18 protein-coding genes, 1 pseudogene and 1 riboswitch are annotated in these 23,453 nt (G+C 73.5%); of the genes and pseudogenes, 10 read left to right on the forward strand and 9 right to left on the reverse strand.

What is annotated here, in order from left to right; all coding sequences use genetic code 11:
* The first annotated feature begins 71 nt into the window (after positions 1 to 71).
* Together ACIBW6_RS26240 and metE are read left to right on the forward strand one after the other, a co-directional pair.
* Positions 72 to 1,286 carry a metallophosphoesterase gene (locus ACIBW6_RS26240; protein WP_399063681.1) on the forward strand — a complete coding sequence of 405 codons (1,215 nt, stop codon included), beginning with the start codon at positions 72 to 74 and terminating at the stop codon, positions 1,284 to 1,286.
* A 371-nt stretch (positions 1,287 to 1,657) separates the two neighbouring features.
* A riboswitch (cobalamin riboswitch) is annotated at positions 1,658 to 1,883 on the forward strand.
* Positions 1,884 to 2,038: 155 nt separating this feature from the next.
* Positions 2,039 to 4,369 carry a 5-methyltetrahydropteroyltriglutamate--homocysteine S-methyltransferase gene (gene metE / locus ACIBW6_RS26245; protein ID WP_399063683.1) on the forward strand — a complete coding sequence of 777 codons (2,331 nt, stop codon included), beginning with the start codon at positions 2,039 to 2,041 and terminating at the stop codon, positions 4,367 to 4,369.
* 113 nt (positions 4,370 to 4,482) lie between these two features.
* On the opposite strand, the gene ACIBW6_RS26250 is transcribed toward metE, so the two are convergent.
* Positions 4,483 to 5,391 carry a DUF2637 domain-containing protein gene (locus ACIBW6_RS26250; protein ID WP_399063685.1) on the reverse strand — a complete coding sequence of 303 codons (909 nt, stop codon included), beginning with the start codon at positions 5,389 to 5,391 and terminating at the stop codon, positions 4,483 to 4,485.
* 477 nt (positions 5,392 to 5,868) lie between these two features.
* Here ACIBW6_RS26250 and ACIBW6_RS26255 point away from each other — a divergent pair, with 477 nt between their 5' ends.
* Both ACIBW6_RS26255 and ACIBW6_RS26260 read left to right on the forward strand, forming a co-directional pair.
* A complete protein-coding gene (locus tag ACIBW6_RS26255; RefSeq protein ID WP_399063687.1) occupies positions 5,869 to 6,669 on the forward strand; it encodes a hypothetical protein in 801 nt (266 codons plus the stop codon).
* 141 nt (positions 6,670 to 6,810) lie between these two features.
* A complete protein-coding gene (locus tag ACIBW6_RS26260; protein WP_399063689.1) occupies positions 6,811 to 7,035 on the forward strand; it encodes a zinc ribbon domain-containing protein in 225 nt (74 codons plus the stop codon).
* A gap of 42 nt (positions 7,036 to 7,077) precedes the next feature.
* On the opposite strand, the gene ACIBW6_RS26265 is transcribed toward ACIBW6_RS26260, so the two are convergent.
* Entirely contained in the window at positions 7,078 to 8,655 is a 1,578-nt protein-coding gene (locus tag ACIBW6_RS26265; RefSeq protein WP_399063691.1) for a VCBS repeat-containing protein, read from the reverse strand.
* Positions 8,656 to 8,715: 60 nt separating this feature from the next.
* Here ACIBW6_RS26265 and ACIBW6_RS26270 point away from each other — a divergent pair.
* Positions 8,716 to 9,126: pseudogene (locus ACIBW6_RS26270) on the forward strand (hypothetical protein); the annotation flags it as partial.
* A gap of 291 nt (positions 9,127 to 9,417) precedes the next feature.
* Here ACIBW6_RS26270 and ACIBW6_RS26275 read toward each other — a convergent pair.
* The gene (locus tag ACIBW6_RS26275) at positions 9,418 to 10,410 is read right to left on the reverse strand and encodes a glycosyltransferase family 2 protein (RefSeq protein ID WP_399063693.1); all 993 of its coding nucleotides are present in this window, start codon (positions 10,408 to 10,410) and stop codon (positions 9,418 to 9,420) included.
* Between the two features lie 85 nt (positions 10,411 to 10,495).
* Here ACIBW6_RS26275 and ACIBW6_RS26280 point away from each other — a divergent pair, with 85 nt between their 5' ends.
* The 3 genes from ACIBW6_RS26280 (at position 10,496) to ACIBW6_RS26290 (ending at position 14,282) form a co-directional block, all read left to right on the forward strand.
* Positions 10,496 to 12,553 (forward strand): GtrA family protein, encoded by a 2,058-nt coding sequence (locus tag ACIBW6_RS26280; RefSeq protein WP_399063695.1) that lies wholly within the window; start codon positions 10,496 to 10,498, stop codon positions 12,551 to 12,553.
* A gap of 113 nt (positions 12,554 to 12,666) precedes the next feature.
* Positions 12,667 to 13,116, forward strand: a complete 450-nt coding sequence (locus tag ACIBW6_RS26285) for a universal stress protein (protein WP_399063698.1) — start codon at positions 12,667 to 12,669, stop codon at positions 13,114 to 13,116.
* Positions 13,113 to 14,282 carry an adenylate cyclase regulatory domain-containing protein gene (locus ACIBW6_RS26290; protein ID WP_399063700.1) on the forward strand — a complete coding sequence of 390 codons (1,170 nt, stop codon included), beginning with the start codon at positions 13,113 to 13,115 and terminating at the stop codon, positions 14,280 to 14,282. Before ACIBW6_RS26285 ends, ACIBW6_RS26290 begins: the two co-directional genes overlap by 4 nt.
* Positions 14,283 to 14,376: 94 nt before the next feature.
* Here ACIBW6_RS26290 and ACIBW6_RS26295 read toward each other — a convergent pair whose 3' ends face one another.
* From ACIBW6_RS26295 to ACIBW6_RS26315, 5 genes are all read right to left on the reverse strand, one after another.
* Positions 14,377 to 15,411, reverse strand: coding sequence for a sulfotransferase (locus ACIBW6_RS26295; protein ID WP_399063702.1), 1,035 nt, complete (start codon positions 15,409 to 15,411; stop codon positions 14,377 to 14,379).
* Between the two features lie 154 nt (positions 15,412 to 15,565).
* A complete protein-coding gene (locus tag ACIBW6_RS26300; RefSeq protein ID WP_399063704.1) occupies positions 15,566 to 16,615 on the reverse strand; it encodes a zinc-binding dehydrogenase in 1,050 nt (349 codons plus the stop codon).
* Between the two features lie 122 nt (positions 16,616 to 16,737).
* Entirely contained in the window at positions 16,738 to 18,264 is a 1,527-nt protein-coding gene (locus ACIBW6_RS26305; protein ID WP_399063706.1) for a hypothetical protein, read from the reverse strand.
* Between the two features lie 591 nt (positions 18,265 to 18,855).
* On the reverse strand, positions 18,856 to 19,587 hold the full coding sequence (locus tag ACIBW6_RS26310; RefSeq protein WP_399063708.1) for an ANTAR domain-containing protein: 732 nt from the start codon (positions 19,585 to 19,587) through the stop codon (positions 18,856 to 18,858).
* Positions 19,588 to 19,695: 108 nt separating this feature from the next.
* Positions 19,696 to 20,322, reverse strand: a complete 627-nt coding sequence (locus ACIBW6_RS26315; RefSeq protein ID WP_399063710.1) for a TetR/AcrR family transcriptional regulator — start codon at positions 20,320 to 20,322, stop codon at positions 19,696 to 19,698.
* A gap of 108 nt (positions 20,323 to 20,430) precedes the next feature.
* Here ACIBW6_RS26315 and ACIBW6_RS26320 point away from each other — a divergent pair, with 108 nt between their 5' ends.
* The gene (locus ACIBW6_RS26320) at positions 20,431 to 21,096 is read left to right on the forward strand and encodes a CatB-related O-acetyltransferase (protein WP_399063712.1); all 666 of its coding nucleotides are present in this window, start codon (positions 20,431 to 20,433) and stop codon (positions 21,094 to 21,096) included.
* Between the two features lie 139 nt (positions 21,097 to 21,235).
* On the forward strand, positions 21,236 to 22,213 hold the full coding sequence (locus ACIBW6_RS26325; protein WP_399063714.1) for a helix-turn-helix transcriptional regulator: 978 nt from the start codon (positions 21,236 to 21,238) through the stop codon (positions 22,211 to 22,213).
* A gap of 571 nt (positions 22,214 to 22,784) precedes the next feature.
* Here the strand turns inward: ACIBW6_RS26325 and ACIBW6_RS26330 are convergent.
* Entirely contained in the window at positions 22,785 to 23,333 is a 549-nt protein-coding gene (locus ACIBW6_RS26330) for an RBBP9/YdeN family alpha/beta hydrolase (protein ID WP_399063716.1), read from the reverse strand.
* Positions 23,334 to 23,453: the final 120 nt, after the last annotated feature.

A 23,453-nucleotide genomic window follows, 5' to 3' on the forward strand; every position in this document is an offset into this window, starting at 1 on the left:
CGCCCTCGGATCGCCGGCGGACGACCGGATAAGGTGCGCGCGACGGCAGCAGTGGTACCAGGAGGGGACGCGTGACCGACACCAGCGAGACCCAGCCCCCCGACAGCCCGGTCCAGGAGACCCTGCCGGGCCTGCTGCGACGGGTGATGCGCTTCATCCCGCTCGTCGCGCCCGTCCTGTTGTGGAGCGTGCCGTGCTGGGTCCTGTTCCACGCCGGTCAGCACTGGTCCACGCCCGTCACGCTGACCGGCACCGTGCTGTGCGGACTCGCCCTGATCACCATGCCGTTCGCCATGATGCGCGGCCACGGCCGGCGCCAGCAGGACCGGGCGGCGATCGTCGGGGACACGCTGCTCGGCGTGGGCTGGGTGGTGTTCACCTGGTCCGTCGTCCTCGGCGTCCTGTTGCGGCTCGCCCTGGCCGTGGGCGGCGTCGGGACGGGCCAGGACCGGGCCCGCGCCGTGACATGGGCGATCCTCGGTGTGGCGGCCGTGCTGCTCGTCTGGGGGTACGCCGAGGCCCGCCGGGTGCCGCGGGTGCGCCACCTGGAGGTGCGGCTGCCGCGCCTGGGAGCCGGGTTGGACGGCACGCGCGTCGCCCTGATCACGGACACGCACTACGGCCCGCTCGACCGCGCCCGCTGGTCCGCGCGGGTCTGCGAGCGGGTGAACTCCCTGGAGGCCGACCTGGTCTGCCACACCGGCGACATCGCCGACGGTACGGCCGGCCGCCGCCGCCCCCAGGCCGCCCCGCTCGGGACCGTCCGGGCCTCCCGGGCCCGGGTCTACGTCACCGGCAACCACGAGTACTACAGCGAGGCCCAGGGCTGGGTCGACCTCATGGACGAGCTGGGCTGGGAGCCGCTGCGCAACCGCCATCTGCTGCTGGAACGCGGTGGTGACACCCTCGTGGTCGCCGGTGTGGACGACGTCACCGCCGAGTCGTCCGGGCTGGCCGGACACGGCGCGCATCTGGCCGGGGCCCTGCAAGGCGCCGATCCCGAGCTGCCCGTGCTGCTCCTGGCGCACCAGCCCACGTTCGTCGACCGGGCCGCAGCCGGTGGCGTCGATCTCCAGCTGTCCGGCCACACGCACGGCGGCCAGATCTGGCCCTTCCACTACCTGGTCCGCCTCGACCAGCCGGCTCTCGCGGGCCTCAGCCGGCACGGCGCCCGCACCCTCCTCTACACCAGCCGCGGCACCGGTTTCTGGGGTCCGCCGTTCCGCGTCTTCGCACCCAGCGAGATCACTCTGCTCGTGCTCCGCTCACCGCAGCGGTCCGGCTGAGCCGCTCACGGTCGTCCCGCACGGTTCCGGCCCCGCGACGGGCCGGGCCCGGCCTCCCCGTTCCGCCACCCCGCCTCGGGATCAGCGCTGAGCCCGACCCGGCCGGTCCGCCTTCTCCTGCGCGTCGAGCAGTTCCTCTCCTTGTTCGAGCCCCCAGCTCCCGAGTGCCGCCAACGTGCCCTCGACCAGACTGCGTCCCCCTCCGGGTTTCATCCCGGCGCGGCGGTGCCGGGCGTGCCCGCGCTGCCCGTGTCCGGGGCGGAGTGACGGGGTGCCGGCTGCGGTCCGTCCGGAAGCAGCGGCGTCCCTTGCGTGGCTCATCTCACAATCCGGATCCTGGACGGTGCGGGTGTCGGCCGGCGCCGCCTCGTAGGGTGGCGTCCGCAGTCGGTTCGTCCTGTCCGCCAGGCAGGGCGTCGCAAGAGGGAACCCGGTGGGAATCCGGGACTGCCCCGCAGCGGTGAGCGAGAACGACCGCCGTCATACGCACTGGCCCCCGAGACAGGGGGCTGGGAAGCGACGGCCAGTAGGTGTCCCGTCCGGTCCGGACGGACGTGCTCGCGAGTCCGAAGACCTGCCGACTGCCCGTGTGCGTACGACGCGTACGCGGACATCCCGGTGACCTCGTGGGCGGGTCGGCGTACACATGCGGCGGACGACCGTGCCTCGGCGCGGGCAGCCCGCGGTGTGTGACTCCTTCGTGCGTGCGGGTCCCCGGGATCCCAGGGATACGTCTCTCGAAGGAGATCTCCGTGACCACGAAGACCGCCGCTGCCGCCGCGACGGCGCGGGCCACCGTGTACGGCTACCCCCGCCAGGGCCACGACCGCGAGCTGAAGAAGGCGATCGAGGGGTACTGGAAGGGCCGCGTGAGCGCCGCCGCCCTCCGCTCCACCGCCGCGGACCTGCGCCGCACGAACTGGCGGGAACTCGCCGCCGCGGGCCTCGGTGAGGTGCCCACCGGCGACTTCTCGTACTACGACCACGTCCTGGACACGAGCGTCATGGTCGGGGCCGTCCCGGCGCGGCACCGCGAGGCCGTCGACGCGGACGCCCTCGACGGGTACTTCGCCATGGCCCGCGGCACCCAGGACGTCGCGCCGCTGGAGATGACCAAGTGGTTCGACACCAACTACCACTATCTGGTGCCGGAGTTGGGGCCGGACACGGTGTTCACCGCCGACTCCGCCAAGCAGGTCACGGAGCTGGCGGAGGCCCTCACCTTGGGGCTGGCCGCCCGCCCCGTCCTCGTCGGTCCGGTGACCTACCTCCTGCTCGCCAAGCCCGCGCCCGGTGTCGCCGCCGGCTTCGATCCGCTGACCCTGCTGGACCGGCTGCTGCCGGTGTACGCCGAGGTGCTGGCCGACCTCCGCGCGGCGGGCGCCGAATGGGTGCAGCTCGACGAGCCCGCCCTGGTCCAGGACCGCACCCCGGCGGAGCTGAACGCCGCCGCCCGCGCCTACCGCGACCTCGGCGCCCGCACCGACCGGCCCAAACTGCTGGTGGCCTCCTACTTCGACCGGCTCGGCGCGGCCCTGCCGGTGCTGGCCAAGGCGCCGGTCGACGGCCTCGCCCTCGACTTCACGGGCGCCGCCGCCGCGAACCTGGACGCCCTGGCGGCCATCGGCGGGCTGCCCGGAAAGCGACTGGTCGCCGGGGTCGTCGACGGCCGCAACGTGTGGGTCGACGACCTCGCCGGGTCCCTGGCCACGCTCGGCACCCTGCTCGGCCTCGCGGACCGCGTCGACGTCGCGGCGTCCTGCTCGCTGCTGCACGTCCCGCTGGACACGGCGCCGGAACGCGACATCGACCCGCAGATCCTGCGGTGGCTCGCCTTCGCCCGGCAGAAGACCGCCGAAGTGGCCACCCTCGCCCGGGGGCTCGCCCAGGGCACGGACAGCATCAGGGCGGAACTGGCCGCCAACAAGGCGGATCTGGCCTCGCGGGCCGCCTCTCCCCTCACCCGCGATCCGGCCGTCCGGGCCCGCGCGGCGGCGGTGACGGACGCGGACGGCCGCCGCGCGCAGCCGTACGCCGAGCGGGCCGCCGCCCAGCGCGCCCACCTCGCGCTGCCGCTGCTGCCGACCACCACCATCGGCTCGTTCCCGCAGACCGCCGAAGTGCGGTCCGCCCGGGCCGGCCTGCGGGCCGGACGCCTGGACACCGCGGACTACGAGGCACGCATCAGGGACGAGATCCGCGACGTCGTCTCCTTCCAGGAGAAGACGGGCCTCGACGTCCTCGTGCACGGCGAGCCCGAACGCGACGACATGGTCCAGTACTTCGCGGAGCAGCTCACCGGATACCTCGCGACGCGGCACGGCTGGGTCCAGTCGTACGGCACGCGCTACGTCCGCCCGCCGGTCCTGGCCGGGGACGTCTCCCGGCCGGAGCCGATGACGGTGCGCTGGACGACGTACGCCCAGTCGCTCACGGACCGGCCGGTCAAGGGCATGCTCACCGGGCCGGTGACCATGCTCGCCTGGTCCTTCGTCCGCGACGACCAGCCGCTCGGCGACACCGCACGGCAGGTCGCCCTCGCCCTGCGCGACGAGGTCACCGACCTGGAGACGAGCGGCACGTCGGTCATCCAGGTCGACGAGCCAGCGCTGCGTGAGACGCTTCCGCTGCGCGCCGCCGACCGCGCCGCGTATCTCGCCTGGGCCACGGAGGCGTTCCGCCTCACCACCGCGGGCGTGCGGGCCCGGACGCAGATCCACACGCACATGTGTTACGCGGAGTTCGGGGACATCGTCCAGGCCATCGACGATCTCGACGCCGACGTCATCAGCCTGGAAGCGGCCCGCTCCCACATGCAGGTCGCCCATGAGCTGGCGGAGCACGGCTATCCGCGTGCGGCAGGGCCGGGTGTCTACGACATCCACTCCCCCCGCGTCCCCGGCGTGGCGGAGGCATCCGCCCTGCTGCGCACGGGACTTGAGGCCATCCCGGCCGAGCGGTTGTGGGTCAACCCCGACTGCGGCCTGAAGACCCGCGGCTGGCCCGAGACCCGTATCTCCCTGGAGAACCTCGTGGCGGCTGCGCGTGCCGTCCGCGCCGAGCTGGGCGCGGCCAGGGCCTGACGGCGGCACGGGAACGCGTCGGGCCGGGGTGCCTGCCGCCCCGGCCCGACGCGTCGTATCACACGGCGGGGTGGGTCACCGGGAAGGTGCTCGCCGTGCGGTCGCCGTCCCGGTCAGGCCGGCGGCGGCTTCGTGGCGGTGCGTCGGCCGCGGTGCCGGGGGTGGCTCTGGCGCGGCGGGCGGCTGAGGGTGATCTGCCGCATCAGCTGCTGGAAGCAGGCGAGCGCGGCCAGCGCGGGCAACGCGGCCGCTGCCGCGTCCAGCGGCCGGTGCCGGGCCTGCGCGACGCACAGCACCATGGCGACGACCGAGAACAGCAGCACGACCGCCCATGAGTGGGCGGCGCGGCGCCGGTGCAGCCCGGCGCGCAGGACCGACAAGGAGGCGACGATCCAGGGGCCGTAGATCAGCAGCGGCCAGGCGTTCACGGTGTAGGACGTCGTGCGGTGCACGGCGAGTTGGCGCAGCGGGTGGTAGCTGACCATGCCGCCGAAGACACACACGGCGGAGACCGTGACGGCGGCGACGGCGGCGATCACCACGCTGGTCAGCCGCAGCAGACCGGCGCCGGTGGCCCGTCTGCGCGGGCGGGCACGCGAGCGGCGCCGGCGCGCGGGCGGTGGCGGCTGGAGGCGGTTCAGGTCCGCGGTGGCGATCTCGGCTGCCGTGGGATCGGGTTCGCCGGGGAGGGGACCGTCGGGACCGTCCTGCCCGAACTCCGGTCCGGGGCCGCTCAAGGAATCTTCCGGGTGGAGTACTTCATCGGGGCCCACGTCCGTCGCGTGTACGAGGGTGGGTGCGCCGTCCGTCACAAAGTCAGCTGCCTGGTGGGTCTCGTGATCGATGGCCTCGCCGAGCAGATAGGCGAGTTCTTGGGTGGGGTCCCAGTGCGAGGGCAGCGAGCCCACATGGGTGAAGGTCTCCTGCGGCTGGGGTCCGGAGCCGGGTGCCGCCGGGCTTCCGGTGGCGGGGCCGGGGATGAAGGGCTGGGACCGGCGGTGGCGGCCGGACGTCTCATGCACGGCCGTGCTGCTGTCGGCCGTCGCGCCAGGAAGTGCCGTAGGTGTGCGGGCCGTCGGCCCCGGCAGCGCAGGAATCCTCGGGCCGCGCGAGCCCGTGCGGTGGTGTGAACTGCCAAGCGCCCGTCCGGCTCGTACGTACCGCCTTGCCGCCGACTGCATCCAATACGGGGATTTCCGGGGAATAGCGAGGCTCTGCTCTGTTCATGTTGCACACAACCGTTTCTGCTCTCGGAAAGGTGTGCGGCATGCGGGTGAACCTGGAGCCGCGCGATTAGCTCGTCAGGATGATGATCCTTAGTTACTCGTCCCCCATCGTTCGGGCTCCGCCGGGGCGCCGTGGGCCCGTCTGGCGGACGGGGTGTCCCTCGTGCGGGGACGAGAAAAGGTTTCCGCCCCTCGTGGGACGGACCACCGCCGAAAGGGTCTTGAGACTGCCCCGGCCCGGAACACCGGGCCCCCGATCCGGAGGTGGCCCCTGTGGTCCTCGTCATCGTCGTCGCTGTGCTCGCCCTGCTCGCCGGCCTCGCCGCCAACCGTTGGCTGCGGCCGCGGCTGGTCAACGGCGACGATCACGACGGGATGGCGGTCAAGGACCTCGTGGGGCCGCTGCTGACGATGACCGTCCTGCTGCTCTCCTTCGTCCTGGTCACCGCCAACGGCTCCTACGGGAAGGCCGAGGTCGCCTCTCGCGGCGAGGCACGCGCCCTGGACCAGCTCGTGGAGACCGCCGAGTACGCCCCCAAGGCCGAGCAGGCCCGCATCCAGGCCGACGCCGTCTGCTACGCCCGTGCCGTCCGCGCCCAGGAGTGGCCCGCGATGGCGGACGGGAACGGCTCCGCGGCGCCGAGCGTATGGTCGACGAGCGTGCGCGGGTCCTTCAAGAGCCTGGTCGGCCAGCCCGTCTTCGGCATGCTGGTGTCCGCCGACAACAAGCGGTCCGACGAGCGGGAGGAGCGCCTCACCCAGGCGACCTCCAGCATTCCCGGCACCATCTTCTGGGTCCTGCTCGCCACCCTCGTCATCACGGTGGCGGCCCTGAGGGTCTGCCTGCCGCGCAAGAACAACCGGGGCCAGCTCATCACCCTCGTCGTCATCACCGCCCTGCTGACCACGGCACTGGTCATCATCCGCGACGTCGACCGGCCCTTCGGCGGCATCATCGACGTCGCCCCCACCGCGATCACCGCCGCCGGCCAGGAGGCCGAACGCGACTACACGGCGGACTACCCCGCCTCCGAGCTGCCGTGTGACGCCGACGGCAACCGCCGCGCCACCTGAGAGGCACGGCGCTGATTGCTCAGTATTCGCTCAAGTTGCTTTCCGCGCAGCGGGCCGTGCGGCGATGATCGAACAGCAGCCGATCAGGGGCCCGAGACGCCGGTGGGGCGGTGACGGCGGTCGGGGCGACGAGGGGGACAGATGGCGAAAGCAGTGCGTGTCTCGCTGGGCGAGATGTGGATCACCTGCCAGGTCTGCAAGAACGACTCCTTCCGCGAGCGCGGGGTCAAGCTCAACAGCACGGGCGCGGAACTCTTCAAGATGGCCTGGGCCGACGAGACGGCGACCGGACTGATCTGCCAGCGGTGCGGATATGTGCAGCTCTTCGCCAACCGGCAGCTGAAGCTGCACCGGGTCGACGACTGACGACTGACCGGGGAAGTGGGCGGGCGGCGCGCGGTCGCGTGCTCAGTGGGCGATGCCGCCGCCGCCCAGGAACAGGTCCAGCTTTCCGGTGCGCTCGAAACTGTCCCCGTAGAGCCGGGTGACGCCGCTCGTCGACAGCCCCGTGTCCGTGCCGGGCAGCAGCCACGCGGTGCTACGTACCCTGTTGTCGCCCGGCGCGGCCACCGTCAGGTCTGCGCGGCGGTCCCCGTCCAGGTCGACCAGGCGGACCGCCAGGCCGAACGTGGTCCGCGCGCTCCTGCTGCCGCCGATGTCGCCCGCGTCGACGACCTGGGCCCCGTCGCCGGTCAGCCCGTTGGCGCTGCCCAGCAGGAGCAGGACCTGTTCCGGTCCGGTCTTCGTGTACGGCTTGCTGCGGGGTGAGCCGACGACCACGTCCGTGTAGCCGTCGCCGTTCACGTCGCCGGTGTCGAGGGAGAGGAAGGCAGTGTCGTCGATGTCGTCGGCGTCCTCGGCGTTTTCGTTCTGGGGGTTCCTGCCGGGGACGCCCGGTGTGTCGCGGTCGATGGTCGTGGACGGTTCGCCCTTGCCCGGTCCCGCGGTGGAGCCGTGCACGACGGTCACCGCGCCGGGGCGGGCCTTGCCTCTCAGCGAGCTGAGCACGAGGTCCCCGACGCCGTCGCCGTCCACGTCGCCGACCGCTCCGGTCGCCGCGTCGGGCAGGTCCACGTCGTCCGGTTGGACGAGCCCGCCGCGCCGGGCATGGAAGTAGCTGACCGGCCGGCGTTCCTCGAACCGCGCGGTGCCGAGCGGCTCCTCGTGGTGGAAGGCCAGCAGTTCGTCGGTGCCGTCGCCGTCCAGGTCCCCGGCGACGAGGTCCTCGTAGTTCGCGGTCCGGACAGAGCGCGCGGGCCGGCGCGGGGTGGCGACCCGGCCGGTGCCCGCCGGGGCTCCGTCGCGGGCGAAGGGGCCCTTGAGCAGGCCCGTGCGGGAACCGAGTCCGAAGACGAGGTCGGCGTGCCGGTCCCCGTCGAAGTCCCCGGCGACCAGGTGCTCCTCCAGTGCCTGGTCCGCCGCCCAGGGGACGTGGTTGCGGTCCGTCCCCGGCACCCGGGCGGCGCTCGTCAGGCCGTCCGGTGAGCCCCACATGATGATCACGCTCGGCCTCCAGTCGAAGACGGCGGTGGCGAGGTCGGTGTAGCCGTCCCCGTCGAGGTCGCGGGCCACGACGTCGCTGCCGAAGTACGCCTCGTAGTCGGCCTTCCCCGGCATCCCGGCGTCGTTCTGCGTGAGGTACTGACAGCGGGCGACCCCGGTCCCGTCGCCGGATCCGTAGGCCACCGCGATGCTGCCGCCCGCATCGGCGTTCGCGACGTCACCCAGAGCGCCCATGGCCAGGTCCGGGTGGCCGTCGCCGTCGAAGTCGGCGGCGGGGACGGGGGCGGTTCCGGCCGATGCGTGCGCGTCCCGCGCCTTCTCGGCTTGCGGTTTCGTGCCCGGTGCCGGGGGTCCTGAGGGTGCGGTGCCGTGCAGGGCGGTGTGGCAGGGGCGGGGCGCGGCGAGCGCCTCGTCCCCGGACCGGGCGACGAGCACCGCGATCACGAGGGCGACGGCGACCAGCACCGCACCTCCCGCGATCAACCACCCGCGCCTTCCGACGCGGTCGCGCATCGTTGCCCGTGCCTCACCGTCGACGTTCATATGATCAAGAACGCGGAGTCGGGGGGTGGCGGTTCCGGGTCGCGGCGCTTCTGGACGGGGGCCGACGTCGGAACGGCCGGCCGGGGCGCGGCGTACTCCGGGGGATGCCGGAAGGCCCCCGACCGGCCGGGGCGCGGCGCCTTCGGACCCCGGTGGCGACACCGGATACGCACACGAACCCGGTGGCCGGTGCCGGTGGCGCGGTCCGCGGCTCGCGGTCACCCTGGCAGAGTGAAGCTGACGTTACGCGCGACGGGTGCCGCGGACGCGGACACCGTGTGGCGGCGCTATCTGCACCCGGCCCTCTGGCCCACCTGGGCGTCGCAGATCCGGTCTGTGGAGGCCGGGCCCGAGCTGCGGCCTGGCATGCGAGGGCGCGTGCGTCCCGCGTTCGGGCCGACCGTGGCGTTCGTCGTCACCGCCGTCGATCCCGCGGCCCGCACGTGGAGCTGGCGGGTGCGGGGCAGGGCCGGTCCGCATGCGGTTGTGGCACGGGGTCCGGGCGGGAGCAGCACCGGGTGCCATGACGTGGTTGCGGATAGAGGGGCCGCTGCCCGTCGTCCTGGCCTACGCGCCGTTGGCCCGACACGCCCTGCGTCGCCTCGTACGTCCCTGAGATCCGGCCGCTCCGCTGCCCCGCGGCCCTCGGGTAGGCCCGGACACCGCTCCCCCGTTCAGCCGGCCCACTTTCCGCCCGCCGCCTCAGGCGCTCGCCCCGGGCCGCCCGCTCCCCGCGGAGCTCCGCAGCAGCCCCGCCGGAACGAAGTCCGCGCTCCGGGACGGTGCCGGGTACTGCAGATGGGCGAGCCGCGTCTGTTCCTGGCGCATGTACATGAACGATTCCAGGATGTACCCGACCAGCAGCACGAGCACCGCGATGATCATGATGGCGGCGGCCAGGACGGCGGTCGGGATGCGGGGCACCACCCCGGTGCGGGCGAACTCCACCACGACCGGGAGGCCCAGGGCGAGGGAGACCAGGCCCAGCAGACCGGCGATGACGGAGTGGAAGAGCGCGGGGCGCTGGCGGCGGGCGAGCCCGAGGATGAGGGTGAGGATGCGCCAGCCGTCACGGTAGGTGCGCAGTTTGCTGGCGCTGCCGGTCGGCCGGTCCTTGAACCCGACGCCGATCTCGGCGGTGGGCAGGCGCAGGCTGAGCGCGTGGACCGTCATCTCGGTCTCGGTCTCGAACTCCCGGGACAGGGCGGGGAAGGACTTGACGTAGCGGCGGGAGAAGACGCGGTAGCCGCTGAGCATGTCGCTGACGTCGTTGCCGAACAGCGAGCGCACGGCGCCGGTCAGCAGTTTGTTGCCGACCTCGTGGCCCGCCCGGTACGCGGTGTCGACGGTCTGGCGGCGGGCGCCGACCACTTGGTCGTAGGGGCCCGAGAAGAGCAGGTCGACCATCTCCCGCGCGCGGGAGGCGTCGTAGGTGTCGTCACCGTCGATGATCAGGAGCGCGTCGGCCTCGACGTCCGCGAAGGCCCGCCGGATGACGTTCCCCTTGCCCTTGCGCGTCTCGCGGCGCACGATCGCACCGGCCTTGAGCGCCTCGTTGACGGTGTTGTCCGTGGAGGCGTTGTCGTAGACGTAGATCACGGCCTCGGGCAGGGCCGCGCGCAGGTCGCGGACGACCGTGCCGACCGCCGTCTCCTCGTTGTAGCAGGGCACGACACAGGCGACCGTCGGGCTCATGGGCGGGCTTCCCTTCGCTTACGATTGACCATTGGTGATTATGTCCGATTTGTTCCTTTTCTTCGACTTCGCTTAGGTTCATAGCGTGCTGCAGCGGGCGACGTGGGACCCCCGGGTCATGGAGTGGGTGCGCAACATCTGGCGGGAGGCCGCGGCCTTCGGCGTGGTCGGCGCGGTCGCCTTCGTGGTGGAGTTCGCCGCGTTCAACGTGCTGATCTCGGGCACGCCGTTCTCCCGCGACGGAGTGCTGCGCTCGGCACCCGTCGTCGCGTCGGCCCTGGCCACCGGGCTCGCGATGGCCGTCAGCTGGTGGGGGAACCGGCACTGGACCTACCGGAGCCACAAGCAGCGCGTGACCCGGCGCGAGGTGGGCTGGTTCGTCGGCATCAACCTGGCCGGGCTCGCCATCACGGCAGCCCCCGTCTACGTCTCGCACGAGCTGCTCGGCCTCGACTCGGCGTGGAGCGACAACGTGGCACGGCTGGTCGGCTGGGCGGCGGCAACCGGGGTGCGGTTCGCCGTGTACCGCACACGTGTGTTCGCCGGGTCGGGGCCGGCGTGTGCCGGATCCACGGCCCCGGCGGAGGCCGGGCCCGGACGGGGACCCGCCGCGGCGGAGGCTGGGCCCGGGCGGGGACCCGCCGCGGCGGAGGATGGGCCCGGGCGGGGACCGACCGCGTCGCGCGCCGGGCGACGGGCCTGGCCGTGGTGGCTGGCCGCCCTCGCGGCCCTGTGCGGGTACGCCGTGGCCACGGTCTTCCACCCGGGGTTCCTCAGCCCGGACAGCGCCGACCAGTTGCGGCAGGCACTCAACGAGAGGCCGGTGACCGACTGGCACCCACCGGTGATGGTCGTGCTGTGGCGCGTGCTGATCCACCTCACCGGCGCCATGTCCGCGATGGCCGCGCTCCAGGTCGCCGTGGTGTGGGGATCACTGTGGGCGCTCGCGGTGACGCTGTGGCACAGGACCGGCAGCCGCGGCCTCTCGCTCGCCGTGCTCGGCGCCGGTCTCGCGCCGCACGTCGTGAACCTCACGGGCGTCGTCTGGAAGGACGTCCACATGGCGTACGCGCTGCTCGCGGCCTGCGCCCTGGCGCTCGTGGCGCGCGAGTTGCCGCAGGGGCGGCACAACGGACCGCGCTGGGCACTGCTCGTCCTCGGGGTACTGTTCCTCGCCTACGCCATGCTGGTCCGCAAGAACGGGATTCTCGCCGTCGCCCCGGTCTTCGTGCTGCTGGTGCTCGCGGCCCGGCCGGCGACGCGCAGCGGGCGGCGCCGGTGGCTCGTCGCCACGGGCCTGTTCGTCGCGGTCACCATCGGCGGCAGCGTCGCGGTGTCCGCGGCCACCACCCCGGTGGCGACCCGCCAGTACGCCCAGATCCCGCTGGACGACCTCGTCCACGTCCTCACGCCCGGGCAGGTGCGCGCCGCGGCCGAGCGGGCCGGTGCCGGCCCGGAGTTCCGGGACCGGCTGGTCACCGCCGCCGAGCGGTGCCGGAGCCGGGGCGTCACCAGCGACGCCTACTTCCGCTGCTACCCGCGCGACCCGTCGCTCGGCTCCACGGAACTCGGCGACCAGGCCGACGTGCTCGTGCGGATGTGGACCCGGCAGATGCCCCGGCACTGGACGGGTTACGCGGAGTACCGGCTGCGGGTCTTCGCCAAGCTGCTCTTCCAGGGCAACCAGGCCTTCCAGAACGGCACCACGACCGGCGCCCGGACCATCCCCGCGGTGGCGAGCGCACCGGTCAACGACCAGCTCACCGCCATGCTGAGGAACTACGTCACCGGGTTCGTCCGCGACGTCCCGTTCCTCTTCCAGGGCTGGTTCTGGCTGGCCCTGTCCCTGGTCCTCGCGCTGCGCCGCCGCTGGCCCGGCCCCTACGCGCGGGAGATCCGGCTGCTCGGGGCGAGCGGAGCGCTGTACATCCTCGCGTACCTGCCCACCGCGCCCGAGTCCAACTACCGTTACGTGTACTGGCCGGCCATCGCCGGCACCCTCGCGCTCCTGCTCGTCCTGGCCGCCTTCGTGCTGCGGCGCCGCGCGGCGCGGTCGGAGGCCGTCGGGGACGGAGACACCACGACCGGCGATTCTGACCGGGCGCCATCGATCGAACCTGACGATCCGTCACCAGCACGCTAGGTCAACTGGGTTCGCGAACCACTCCCCTTGATTCCGTACCGCGTCTTGCCCAGCGGTGCGGCGGCGCTCTACCTTACTTCGAAGTAAGTTTACTACTCGGTAAGGGGATTGCCTTGACCGCCTACCAGACCGTCTTGGTCGGCACGGACGGCTCGGAGTCGTCGTTCGCCGCGGTCGCGAGTGCCGCCCGGCTCGCCGCCGCCTGCAAGGCCGAACTCGTCGTCGCCTGCGCCTACTCGCCGATGCGCGAGTCCGAAGTAGCGGTGGCACAGGACCAGTTGGGGCGGGAGGCCTATCAGGTGGTGGGTTCGGCGCCCGCCGAGGACACGCTGCGGACCGCCGCCGACCGTGCGCGGGCGGAGGGCGTGGCGGACATCCGGTCGATCGCGGTGCAGGGCGAACCGGTGGCATCCCTGGTGGGGATCGCCCACGAATGCTCGGCCGACCTGGTCGTCGTCGGAAACCGCGGGCTGCGCTCGCTCACCGGACGCATCCTCGGTTCGGTGCCCGCGGAGATCGCCCGGAAGGCGGGGCTCGACGTACTGATCGTGCACACCACATGAGCGCGGCGGAGCCGTCCAGGGACGCCCCGGCGGATCCGACCGGCGCCGGGCAACTGCGCCGGGCGGTCGAGGAGATGCTGTTGGGCGGTGGCCGTGTCTGGACGAGACGCGACATCGCCGAGCGGTCCGGGGTGCGGCCCGAGCGGTCGGCGCAGATCTGGCGCGCGCTCGGCTTCCCGGTGGTCGACGACGACGCGCGGGTCTTCACCGACGCCGACGTCGACGCCCTGCGGGCGGGGGAACGGCTCATCCGGGCCGGGCTCATCACCGAGCAGAGCGAGACGATGATGGCGCGCGCCCTGGGCCACCATCTGTCGCGGCTCGCCGAGTGGCAGATGCACACGCTCTGGACCTGGCTGGAGCGCGACCTGGATGCCCCTGGTGACACCGCGGCCTTCTTGACGCACGCCGCGGCCCTGCTGCCGGAGATGGAGCTGCTCCAGCGGCACGTGTGGCGCCGTCATCTCGCGGCCCAGGCCGGGCGGATGCTCACCGGGGCCGAGCACCGTCCGCCGGGCGGGGCCGCGGGCGAGCCCGAGGCGCGGGCGAAGGCGGCGACGGACGCGGCGGGGGCGCCCGGGAAGCAGGCCGGGACCGACGCCGGCGGCGGGCCGGGCGCGGCGCACGAGGCCGCCGACATCCGGCATCTCGCCGTGGGCTTCACCGACATGGTCGGGTACACCCGGATGACCCGCGGTCTGGACGGTCCCGAACTGGTGCGGGTCCTCGACCGGTTCGAGACGCTGAGCGGCGACGTGGTCGCCGAAGGGCTCGGCCGCGTCGTGAAGACCATCGGCGACGAGGTCCTCTTCGTCTGCGAGTCGGCGGCCGCGGCCGCCGACATCGCGCTCGAACTGACCGCCCGCGCCCAGGGCGAACCCGGCCTGCCGCACCTGCGCACCGGTCTCGCCCACGGGCCGGTCCTCAACCGGTTCGGTGACGTGTACGGGGCCGCCGTGAACATCGCGGCCCGGCTCACCGCGGTGGCCCGCCCCGACACCGTGCTGGTCGACACGGTCTTCGCCGGTGAACTGGCGGGGACCTCGGCGTACGACCTCAAGGTGCTGCGCCCGGTGTCGGTGCGCGGTTACAGCCGGCTCCGCCCTGTCCTGCTGCGGCCGGTCCGTCCTGCCGGTCCGCCGGTCGCCGGACGTCCTCACCGGTGACGGACGGCGAGGCTCCCGTACGACTGCCGGCGGTCCGCGGCCTCACGTCCCGGCGTCACCGTGGCGGGGGCCGCCTGCCGCCCGGTGAGTGGTCTCAGCGAGCGGCCAGGGCGCGCGTGCCCGGCGCACAGCTCGCCGTCAGGTCGTCGAGTTCCGAGGCGGTCAGCCGGCGTGCGGCCGTGCCGCGGCGGCCGCCGTCGAGCCAGGCGCACGCGCCGTCCAGCCACTCCGCGTGCGGCTCGACCCCGGCGAACGCGGCGAGCCGGGCGAGTTCCGTACGGGGGTGGTCGAGGAGGTCCTCGTAGGCGAGCGACGTGGCCTGACCGGCGGGCAGGCCGTCCGTGAACTGCACGCCTTGAGTGACGAGTTCGGACCACAGCGCCCCGAAACGGCGCAGCGGGAACTGCCGGTCCCGCACCAGTGCGGGGTCGAAGCGCTCTCCCAGCAGGGGCGCCAGGTCCGGCGGCAACAGCCGCACGTGGGCCTCGGTCAGGTCGCCGAAGTCCTCGACGCCGGTACGTTCCCTGATCTCGCGCATCAAGGTGATCGTGCGGTATCCCGGGTGGCGGCTCATGGACAGGGCGCAGTCCGGTCCGTGCCGGTGGAGGTGGACGAATCGCGCGTACGGGAAGGTGGCGCGCAGCTTGGATGCCCAGCCGGTGGAGTAGCCGGAGCGCTCCACCGCGGTTGTCCGGCCGAAGCGAGCGCACAGCCAGTCGAAGAGGGCTTCGTGATGGGCGGCGGCGGTGCGTTCGGGCCATTGCGTCACCGCGGCGCGCACCTCGTCGAGCAGGCCGTCGGGATCGTCGCTGAGGTGCGGCAGCACCATGAGGGAAAGCGCCGGGATACCCGTGGTCTCGGCCGAGTACCGTCCCGGACGGCGGGTGTAGAGGAACTCCGGCATCGGCAGTCCGCTGCGGAGCATGGCGGCGAAGTACGGAGTGGGCCGGAACAGGGCGTCCCAGAACCGCGCGCCCGACAGCCGGCCGGCGGGGAAGGCCGCGTCGCCGACCGACGCCATGAACTCGTTGAGGCTGAGCACGTCGGGATGCGTGTTGAGGATGCGGGACAGCGCGGTGGAGCCGCTGCGGCCCGTGCCGATGACGAACGTCAGACTGCGCAAGATCATCCTCCACCGGTACGGCTACGGATACGGGCGCGGGCCGTCCGCTCAAGGCTGCCCACGCGGTCCGGGACCGCAACCGCCCGGGCGGCCTCCGCGTCGTTCCCGGCTTACGGGCCAGCGGGGATACGCAAAAGCTTTCAGGGCCCGCACGGGGACTTCACGGGTGCATGACGATCTTTCCGACGTGTCCGCGGCGGGCCAGCTCCTCCTGGGCCCGAGCGGCCTGCTCCAGCGGGAAGGCGGCCGCGATGACGGGCTGGACCGCCGCCTGCCGGGCCAGGTCCATGAGCAGGTCGAAGTGGGCCGGTGTGTGCATCGCCGAACCGATCACCTGCGCGTTGTGGAGGTACAGGCGCCGGACGTCGAAGGCGACGCCGTAGCCGCCGAGGGCGCCGGCGATGACCCATCGGCCCCCTTCGCGCAACAACGGCAGCCCGTCGCCGACCAGTTCGCCCGCCACGACGTCGAGCGCGACGTCGATCCCCTCCGGGGCGGCGGCGCGGAGCTGTCCGACGACGTCCCCGGCGCGGTCGACGACTTCGTGGGCGCCCGCCTCACGCACCGCCGCGATCTTCGTGCCGCTGCTGATGGCGACGACCCGGGCGCCGCGGGCGCGGGCGATCTGCACCAGCGCGATACCGACGCCGCCGGACGCCCCGGAGACCAGGGCGGTCTCGCCCTTGCGCAACCGGCCCCTTTCGATCATGCCCAGCGCCGTGCCGTACGCGGTCGGCAGGGTCGCGAGCTGGTCGTCCGTGAGCGCGGAGCCGGTCACGTCGTGCGCCTGCTTCGCCGGCGCCGTCACGTACTCGGCGTATCCGCCGTCGCGTTCGCTGCCCATCAGGCCCACCGGGTGGGCGTCCGGCCCGTCGCCGTCGTAGAGCGCGGGGTCGATGACGACGCGGCGCCCGACGAGGACCTCGTCCACGCCGGCCCCCACGGCCACGACGTGACCGGCGACGTCGGCGCCCTGGATGCGCGGGAAGTCGACCGGGCCGCGCCAGCCCGACCGCGCCTGCGGGTCGTCCGGCCGACCGTAGGCACCTTCGCGGGTCCACAGGTCGGTGTTGTTCAGCGCGACGGCACCGACCCGGACGAGCACCTCCCCGGCGCCCGGGACGGGGACGGGCACTCGCACCGATTCGAGGACCTCGGGTCCGCCGTGCCTGGTGATGCGCACCGCTCGCATGACATCGGACTTGGTCATGGGGAACCTCCTCGCAGGTATACCGATCTGTATAGCTCTCGCTCCACCGTACACCGATCTGGGGACGGACCCTCTGGAGTGGGTGCCCGCAGGTCGCCGACTTGGCGCTGGGTCCGCGGAGGTCAGCCCGTGCGCCGCCGGCGCCACAGCAGTGCCGCCGCGACGCCCGCGCAGGCTGTGAGACCGCCCCCGATTCCCCACGCGCGGCCGTGCCCGGAAGCCGCGGACGCGGCGTGGCGCGCGTCGAGGGTCACGGTCACCGCGGCCGCGTGGTCGACCGTGTCGGGGTCCGCGGGCGGCTCGCTGCCTTTGCGCGCCGCGAGCCGGACCCCGCCGTCGCCCGCGCTGTCGCCGAACCGCAAGGTGAACGGGAGCGTCTCCTCGGAGCCGGGCTCGTGCACGCGCCGCAGTGGGCAGGTGTAGACGGCGCCCCGGTGCCGGCACAGGGGCTCGAAGTAGTCGTCATCGATCTCCTCCATCGGCTCCTTCACCACCTCGGCCCCGCGCGGCACCGTGAACACCAGGTCGTACGCGCCGCCCTGCCCCGGGTCGCCGGGCCCCGCCGTACGGGCCCCCACCCGCACCTCCCGCTCCTCGCCCGGCGCCGCGCGGACGTGCGCGCCGATCGCCGCGTAGTCGGCGGGGTTGTCGGTGGTGACCTCGGTCCAGGTCTCCCGCTCGTCGCTCCACCGGCCGCTGCCGTTGCCGGTCCGCGACTGCGCGCGCAGCCGTGGGCCGTCGCCGGGCTCGCCGTCGTCGGGCACGACCACGTCCTCGTACGGGCCGAGGTCCAGGGGCCAGGCGGACTGGTGCAGGGAGCCGTGGTCCAGCACCTCGGGAGCCCGCACGCGCAGGCCGGGCCGGAACACCACGGTCTGCCCCGGGCGCAGGCGCAGGTCCGGGAAGGAGCAGGTGGCGGTCGTCGGTGCGGTGTCCCCGCCGGTGTAGCGGCAGTTGGCGAAGGTTCGAGCCAAGGTCAGTGCGCCGTCCGCCGCGACCAGCAGGCCCATCCCGTGGACGGTCGTCTCGCCGGCGTTGCGGACGGCGAGGTCCAGGTCCGTCGCGGCGCCGGGCCGTACGCCGTCGAGGGTGTCGGGGGCCTGGAGTTCCAGGACGGGCCCGCCGACGACCACCGTGGTCGTCGCGGTGGAGACGTGGCCGTCCGGGGCCCGGTACCGCAGCCGCAGCCGGCCCGTGTCGCCCGCCTTGCTGCCGGGCGCGGCGTACGGCAGCGCACCTGCCCAGTCGGCCCAACTGTCGTACGTCGCACCCACTTTGCAGACCACGCGGACGCCGCCGGAGCTGGTGCAGCCGTTGCCGAACCGCTTCAGTCGCAGCGTCTCCTCCGCGCCGCTGACGTCCATCGTCAGCCGCCCGGTCTTCTCGCCCGCCGCCGTGTCGTCGCCACGCGCGTACCGGATGTGCAGGCGCTTGTCGCGCTCGGGCCGCTTCCGGCCGCCGGGCGGCTTCACGTGGTACGTCCTCGGCGCCACGAGCCCGGCGTCGGAGGCGTGCCCCGCGGACCCCGCGTCCGTCAGGCCGCCGGGCAGCAGCGCGACGAGCACCGCGATTCCCGCCACGGCGGCGCACAGGAGGAGGGCGCGGCTTCGGCCGCTGAGAGGTCGCTGGTCCGCGGGCTGCACAGGCATGCGGGCCAGTCGAACACAGGGCTGGTCAGCGGCCAAGGGGATGCTGTCACGGGTCGGGAACAGGGGTGTCTCGGGGGCGTCTTCAGGGCTTCCTCGGGTCTTCTTCAGGGCTTCTTCGGGGAGCCGCGGGCTGAGCACGTGCTGGGGGCGCGCGGGGCAGCCACGTCTGCGACGCGTCACCCGGGCGGGTCCCTTCGCGGCGGATCGCCCGGGCGGGCCCCATCGCGGCGGCGGGCCGCCGGGCGGGACACTTCCCGGCTGGCCGCCGTCGCGAGTCGCCTTCACAGCAGGCCACCCCGACAGGCCACCACCACAGCGGCCACCCGGACGGACCACCTCCGCGGCAGACCGCCGTGGCAAGTCGCCTTCACAGCGGGCCACCCCGACAGGTCACCACCACAGCGGCCACCCGGACGGACCACCTCCGCGGCAGACCGCCGTGGCAAGTCGCCTTCACAGCAGGCCACCCCGACAGGCCACCACCACAGCGGCCACCCGGACGGACCACCTCCGCGGCGGATCGCCCTGACAGGTCATCTCCACAACGCGTCCCTCGGGCGGCCCCTTCGCGGGGCCGACCATCGCGCCGGTTCAAGGTCCCGGCGGGTCACCGTCGCTCAACGGGTCGGCCCCGGCCAGCACCGCCGCAGACAGCTGTGGCAGCGGCTGGCCCGAGGCCATCGCCCGGGCCCGCAGCACGCTCAACGCCTGGTCGACCGTGAGGTGGTGGCGGGCGGCCAGGAGTCCGCTGGCCCGGCGCGTGCTGCCCCAGTGCGCGTCGATGACCTCCGTGGGCTCCCACTCCCCCGGTGCCGGGCCGCCGAGCAGGGCGCGGCCGCGGTCGAGGAGCACGTCCGCCACCGCCCCGGCCGCGGCCTCCGCGCGCTCCAACGGCCCGCGGTCCATCGTCTGCGGCCGCTGGTACACGACGTCCATCGAGCCGACGCACGCCCCGTCGGCCAGCAGCGGATACGCCTGCACCGCGCGGACGGACGGCAGCCGCTCGTCGAGGAGCGGCCCGAACACCGGCCACATCGCCTGAGGTCGGCGCACGTCGTTCCACAGCACCGCCACCGACGCGGCGGCCGCCGTGATGCACGGCCCCTCCCCCGTGGCGAACTGCAACTCCTCCAGTTCCACGCCCACATCGCCGGACGCGCACAGCAGTTGCCGCTCCGGCAGGTGGGTGAGGAGCGCGATCGTCACCGCGTGCGCCCCCAGCCCCTCCCGCACGGCCGTGCACATGCGTCTCGGGACCTGCCCCGGCTCCTCCGCACCCTCCACCGCGTCCCACACCAGCCGCGCCATCGCCTCAGCCGCCATCAGATCTCCCTCGCCACCGTTCCGCACAGCGAGTCCCCCGGCCACGGGACTTAAGTACATCGCACACCCGTCCGCAGGGCCGGCCCCGTCCGCGCGGACCGCCGTCGTTCAGCCGCCGTCACCGCGGCCGGCGGTGAAGGCTCCCGCGGCGGCGGCCAGCACCGCGGCGGCCGCGGCTCGCTCCGGCAGGTCGGGGTCGGGGTCGGCGCGCAGGAGGACCAGCTGGTGGTAGACGGGCGCCGTGGCGGCGACGAGCAGGCTCCGCGCGTCCGTGCGGAGCCCGGGGAGTTCGCCGCGCTCCCTCGCCCGTTCGACCAGGACCTCGCACTGGACGTACCGGTCGGCCCACAGGGCCGTCTGGGCGCGCGCGGCCTGCTCGGAGTGGAACGACGCGGCCAACAGCGCCGTGGCGAACGAGGGCCGTACGACCAGGGACTCCTGGATCTCCTGGTTGAGGGCGGTCAGGTCGCCGCGCAGGGAACCGGTGTCCGGTGGCCGCCAGTCCATCTCGCCCGCCGCGGCGATCACGTCGACGAGCAGCCCGCCCACGTCGCGCCAGCGCCGGTAGACCGTGGCGCGGTGGACGCCGGCGCGGGCAGCGACCCGCTCCAGGGTGAGTGCCTCGTAGCCGCCCTCGGCGAGTTCGGCGCGGACCGCGTCCAGGACCTGGGCGCGGACACGGGCGGTGCGCCCGCCCGGGCGGCGGTCCGGCCCGGTGGCCGTCGGCTCTGTCATCGACCTTCTCGAATCCGGTTGATCTACGTGCGCGGACTGTGCCAGCATCTTAATGCAACAACCGTCGCACTAACGAACGTCGCACCGAGGAGAGGACCCGCCTTCCTGATGCCGCCCGTGCCTGCCGTGCCTGCCGATCCCACCGTGCTCCACCCGATGCCCGACCACCCGCGCGTCGTGCTGCTCAAGCCGCTGGTGACGTCGCCGCTGATCGACGTCGGCGCGTACTCGTACTACGACGATCCGGACGACCCGACCGCCTTCGAGACCCGCAACGTCCTGTACCACTACGGGCCCGAGCGGCTGGTCATCGGCAAGTTCTGCGCACTGGGCACCGGGACGCGGTTCATCATGAACGGCGCCAACCACCGCATGGACGGCCCGTCCACCTTCCCCTTCCCCACCATGGGGGGCTCCTGGGCCGACCACTTCGACCTGATCACCGGTCTGCCGGGACGCGGCGACACCGTCGTCGGCAACGACGTCTGGTTCGGGCACGGCGTCACCGTCATGCCCGGCGTCCGCATCGGCCACGGCGCGATCGTCGCCACCGGCGCGGTGGTCACCGCGGACGTACCGGACTACGGCATCGTCGGCGGGAACCCCGCCCGGCTCATCCGCACCCGGTACACGCCCGACGAGGTCACTCGGCTCCTCGCCGTGGCCTGGTGGGACTGGCCGGTGCAGCACATCACCGACCACGTCCGCACGATCATGTCGGGCTCGCTCGCGGAACTGGAGGCCGCCGCGGCCCAGCTCGACGAACGCGCCTGACACACCTCCGCCGCCCCCCTGCCGAAAATGTCCGGTTCTCGCCGTGCGCCACCGCGGCTTGCCCGCGGCCCGGCCACGGCGGCGTAGCGTCGATGCGGGGATCGGCACGCGGAACCCCGGAGGACGAGGGGGTGGGGTCGTGAGCGCCGAGTGCGAGGGTGTGCCGTTGGTGCGCAGCCACCTGGCGACGCGGGAACCCGCGCTGGCCCGGCAGTACATGGACGCCGCCTACGGGGCGAGCCTGCGGCTCAGCGGCAGGCTCGACGGGCAGGAGATGCGGCTCGACCGGGTGGGCACCGGCCGGTTCACGATCGACCACCTCGTGCTGCCGGGCACGCTGCGCTTCTCCTGCGACCCGCTGAGCCGGGCCCTGATCACCGTGACGGAACAAGGGCACTTGGGCATCGACTGCCAGGGGCGCAGCGACCGTCCGACCCGGTCCACTCCCCTGCTGACCCCGGACGGTGAGCCGTACGAAGTGCTGTCCGAGACGGCGACGATGCGGGTGACCGCCCTCGACCCGGGCCTGCTCCACGACACCCTCGGGACGCCCGTCGCCGACCGCGCGCGGCTGCGGTTTGTCGAGCTCCAGGCGGCGGATGCCGCCGCGGTCCAGCTGTGGCGGTCCGCGACCGCGTTCGTCTCCGGCCGGCTCAGCGGACAGGAAGCGGTACCCGCGCTGTTGTCGGGCCAGTTGGCCCACCTGCTCGCCACGACCGCGCTGTCCCTCTTCCCCCACCAGCGGCCGGAGCGCCGCGGGTACGACAGCACGGACGCCACCCCCGCGACCCTGCGGCGCGCCATCGTGTACATCGAGTCGCACGCCGACCAGGACGTCACCCTCACCGACATCGCGCTCGCCGCGTGCGCGTCTCCGCGCGCGGTGCAGCAGGCTTTCCGTCGGCACCGTGCGACCACGCCCCTGGGGTATCTGCGCCGGGTCCGTCTCGCGCACGCCCACCGGGAGTTGCAGACCGCGAGCGCGGGAACGGCGAGCGTCACCCAGATCGCGGCCCGCTGGGGGTTCGCCCATCCCAGCCGGTTCGCCGGCTACTACCGCGAGGAGTTCAGCGAGAGCCCCGCCGAGACTCTGCGCGGAGCTGCTCCGGAGAGCTGACGAGTGCGGCTGTCGACCCTCAGGTGACGTCAGGTCGGATGGTCGGTGCCGGTGCCGGTGCCGGTGCCGGTGCACTACTGGACCGGGCGGCGCGCCGGGGGTACCGGGCGGCGCGCTGGGGACGGCGTCCAGGTACCGGGCGGCCGGGGACGTCGGCCACCGACTGCCGCGTCCTCCGACCGCACCGGACCGGACCGCGTGTGGTCTGCTCTCGGCCCGCGCGGTCTCCACGGCGCGCCGTCGACAGCCGCCGCGGATCAGGCCCTCGGGGTCCGGGAGCGCCTGCCCGAACGTGCGCGAACACGCTGGGTGTACCAGTCTGCCGACGTCCCGGGAGGGCGTCCGCCCGCAGAACGCACAGTCCCGTCCGCAAAACGCAGCGGCTCCGGAGGCGACCGCCACGACCGCGCAGGGCTGCATGACGGGTCATCAACTTCACGATGAACATGCCCTCTTCTCGTGGCCGGCGCGGCCCGGCGCCGGGGGCCCGGCCCCTAGCCTCAGGGCGTGATTACTAGGAGTACCGGACCTCCGTGCCTGGCCGGGCCCGTCCCATTTTCGGCGCGCCGCCCTACGTCTGGAGCAGCGACTCCAGGAGACGTTGCCCCACGGGCCAGGAACCGAGGTTACTGGCGGAGTTGAGGTGTCCGCCGTGTTCCTCCAGGTGCCACCGGGCCTGCCACCCGGCGGCGAACCCCGCCGCCGCCTCGGGTGTGCAGTACGGGTCGTCGGCGCCGGCCACCACGAGAGCCGGGCAAGGTACGGGCCTGGCGTCGAGCCCGGTGAACGTCGCGGCCGCCTCGCGGGGGAACGCCGGCCCGCGCGGATCGGGCGGCGCCACCAGCAGCGCACCGGCCACCGGACGCGCGGGCTCCAGCGCCAGCCACGCGGTCGCGGCCCAGCAGCCCAGGCTGTGCGCCACCAGCGCCACCCGGTCGTCCTGCCGGGCCGCGGCGTCGTAGGCCGTGCCGACGGCGGCTGTCCAGTCGCCCAGTTCGGGCGCGGACCATGACGCGGGAGCGGTCCGCACCGCCGCGCCGCCCCACTGCCGCTCCCACGCGGTCTGCCAGTGTTGCCCGTCCGAGCCGTCGATCCCGGGGATGATGACGTACGCGACCACGGTCTGCCACCGCTCTCGTTCGTTGCCCCGGCTGTTCGAGGGGCGTCTGCGGCAGATTGTGCGGGACGCGCCCTGGGCACGGTGGCGGCACAAGCGATCCAGAAGGAGGGGCGGGGACGA

The organism is Streptomyces sp. NPDC049813 (assembly GCF_044465085.1).
Lineage (GTDB): Bacteria > Actinomycetota > Actinomycetes > Streptomycetales > Streptomycetaceae > Streptomyces.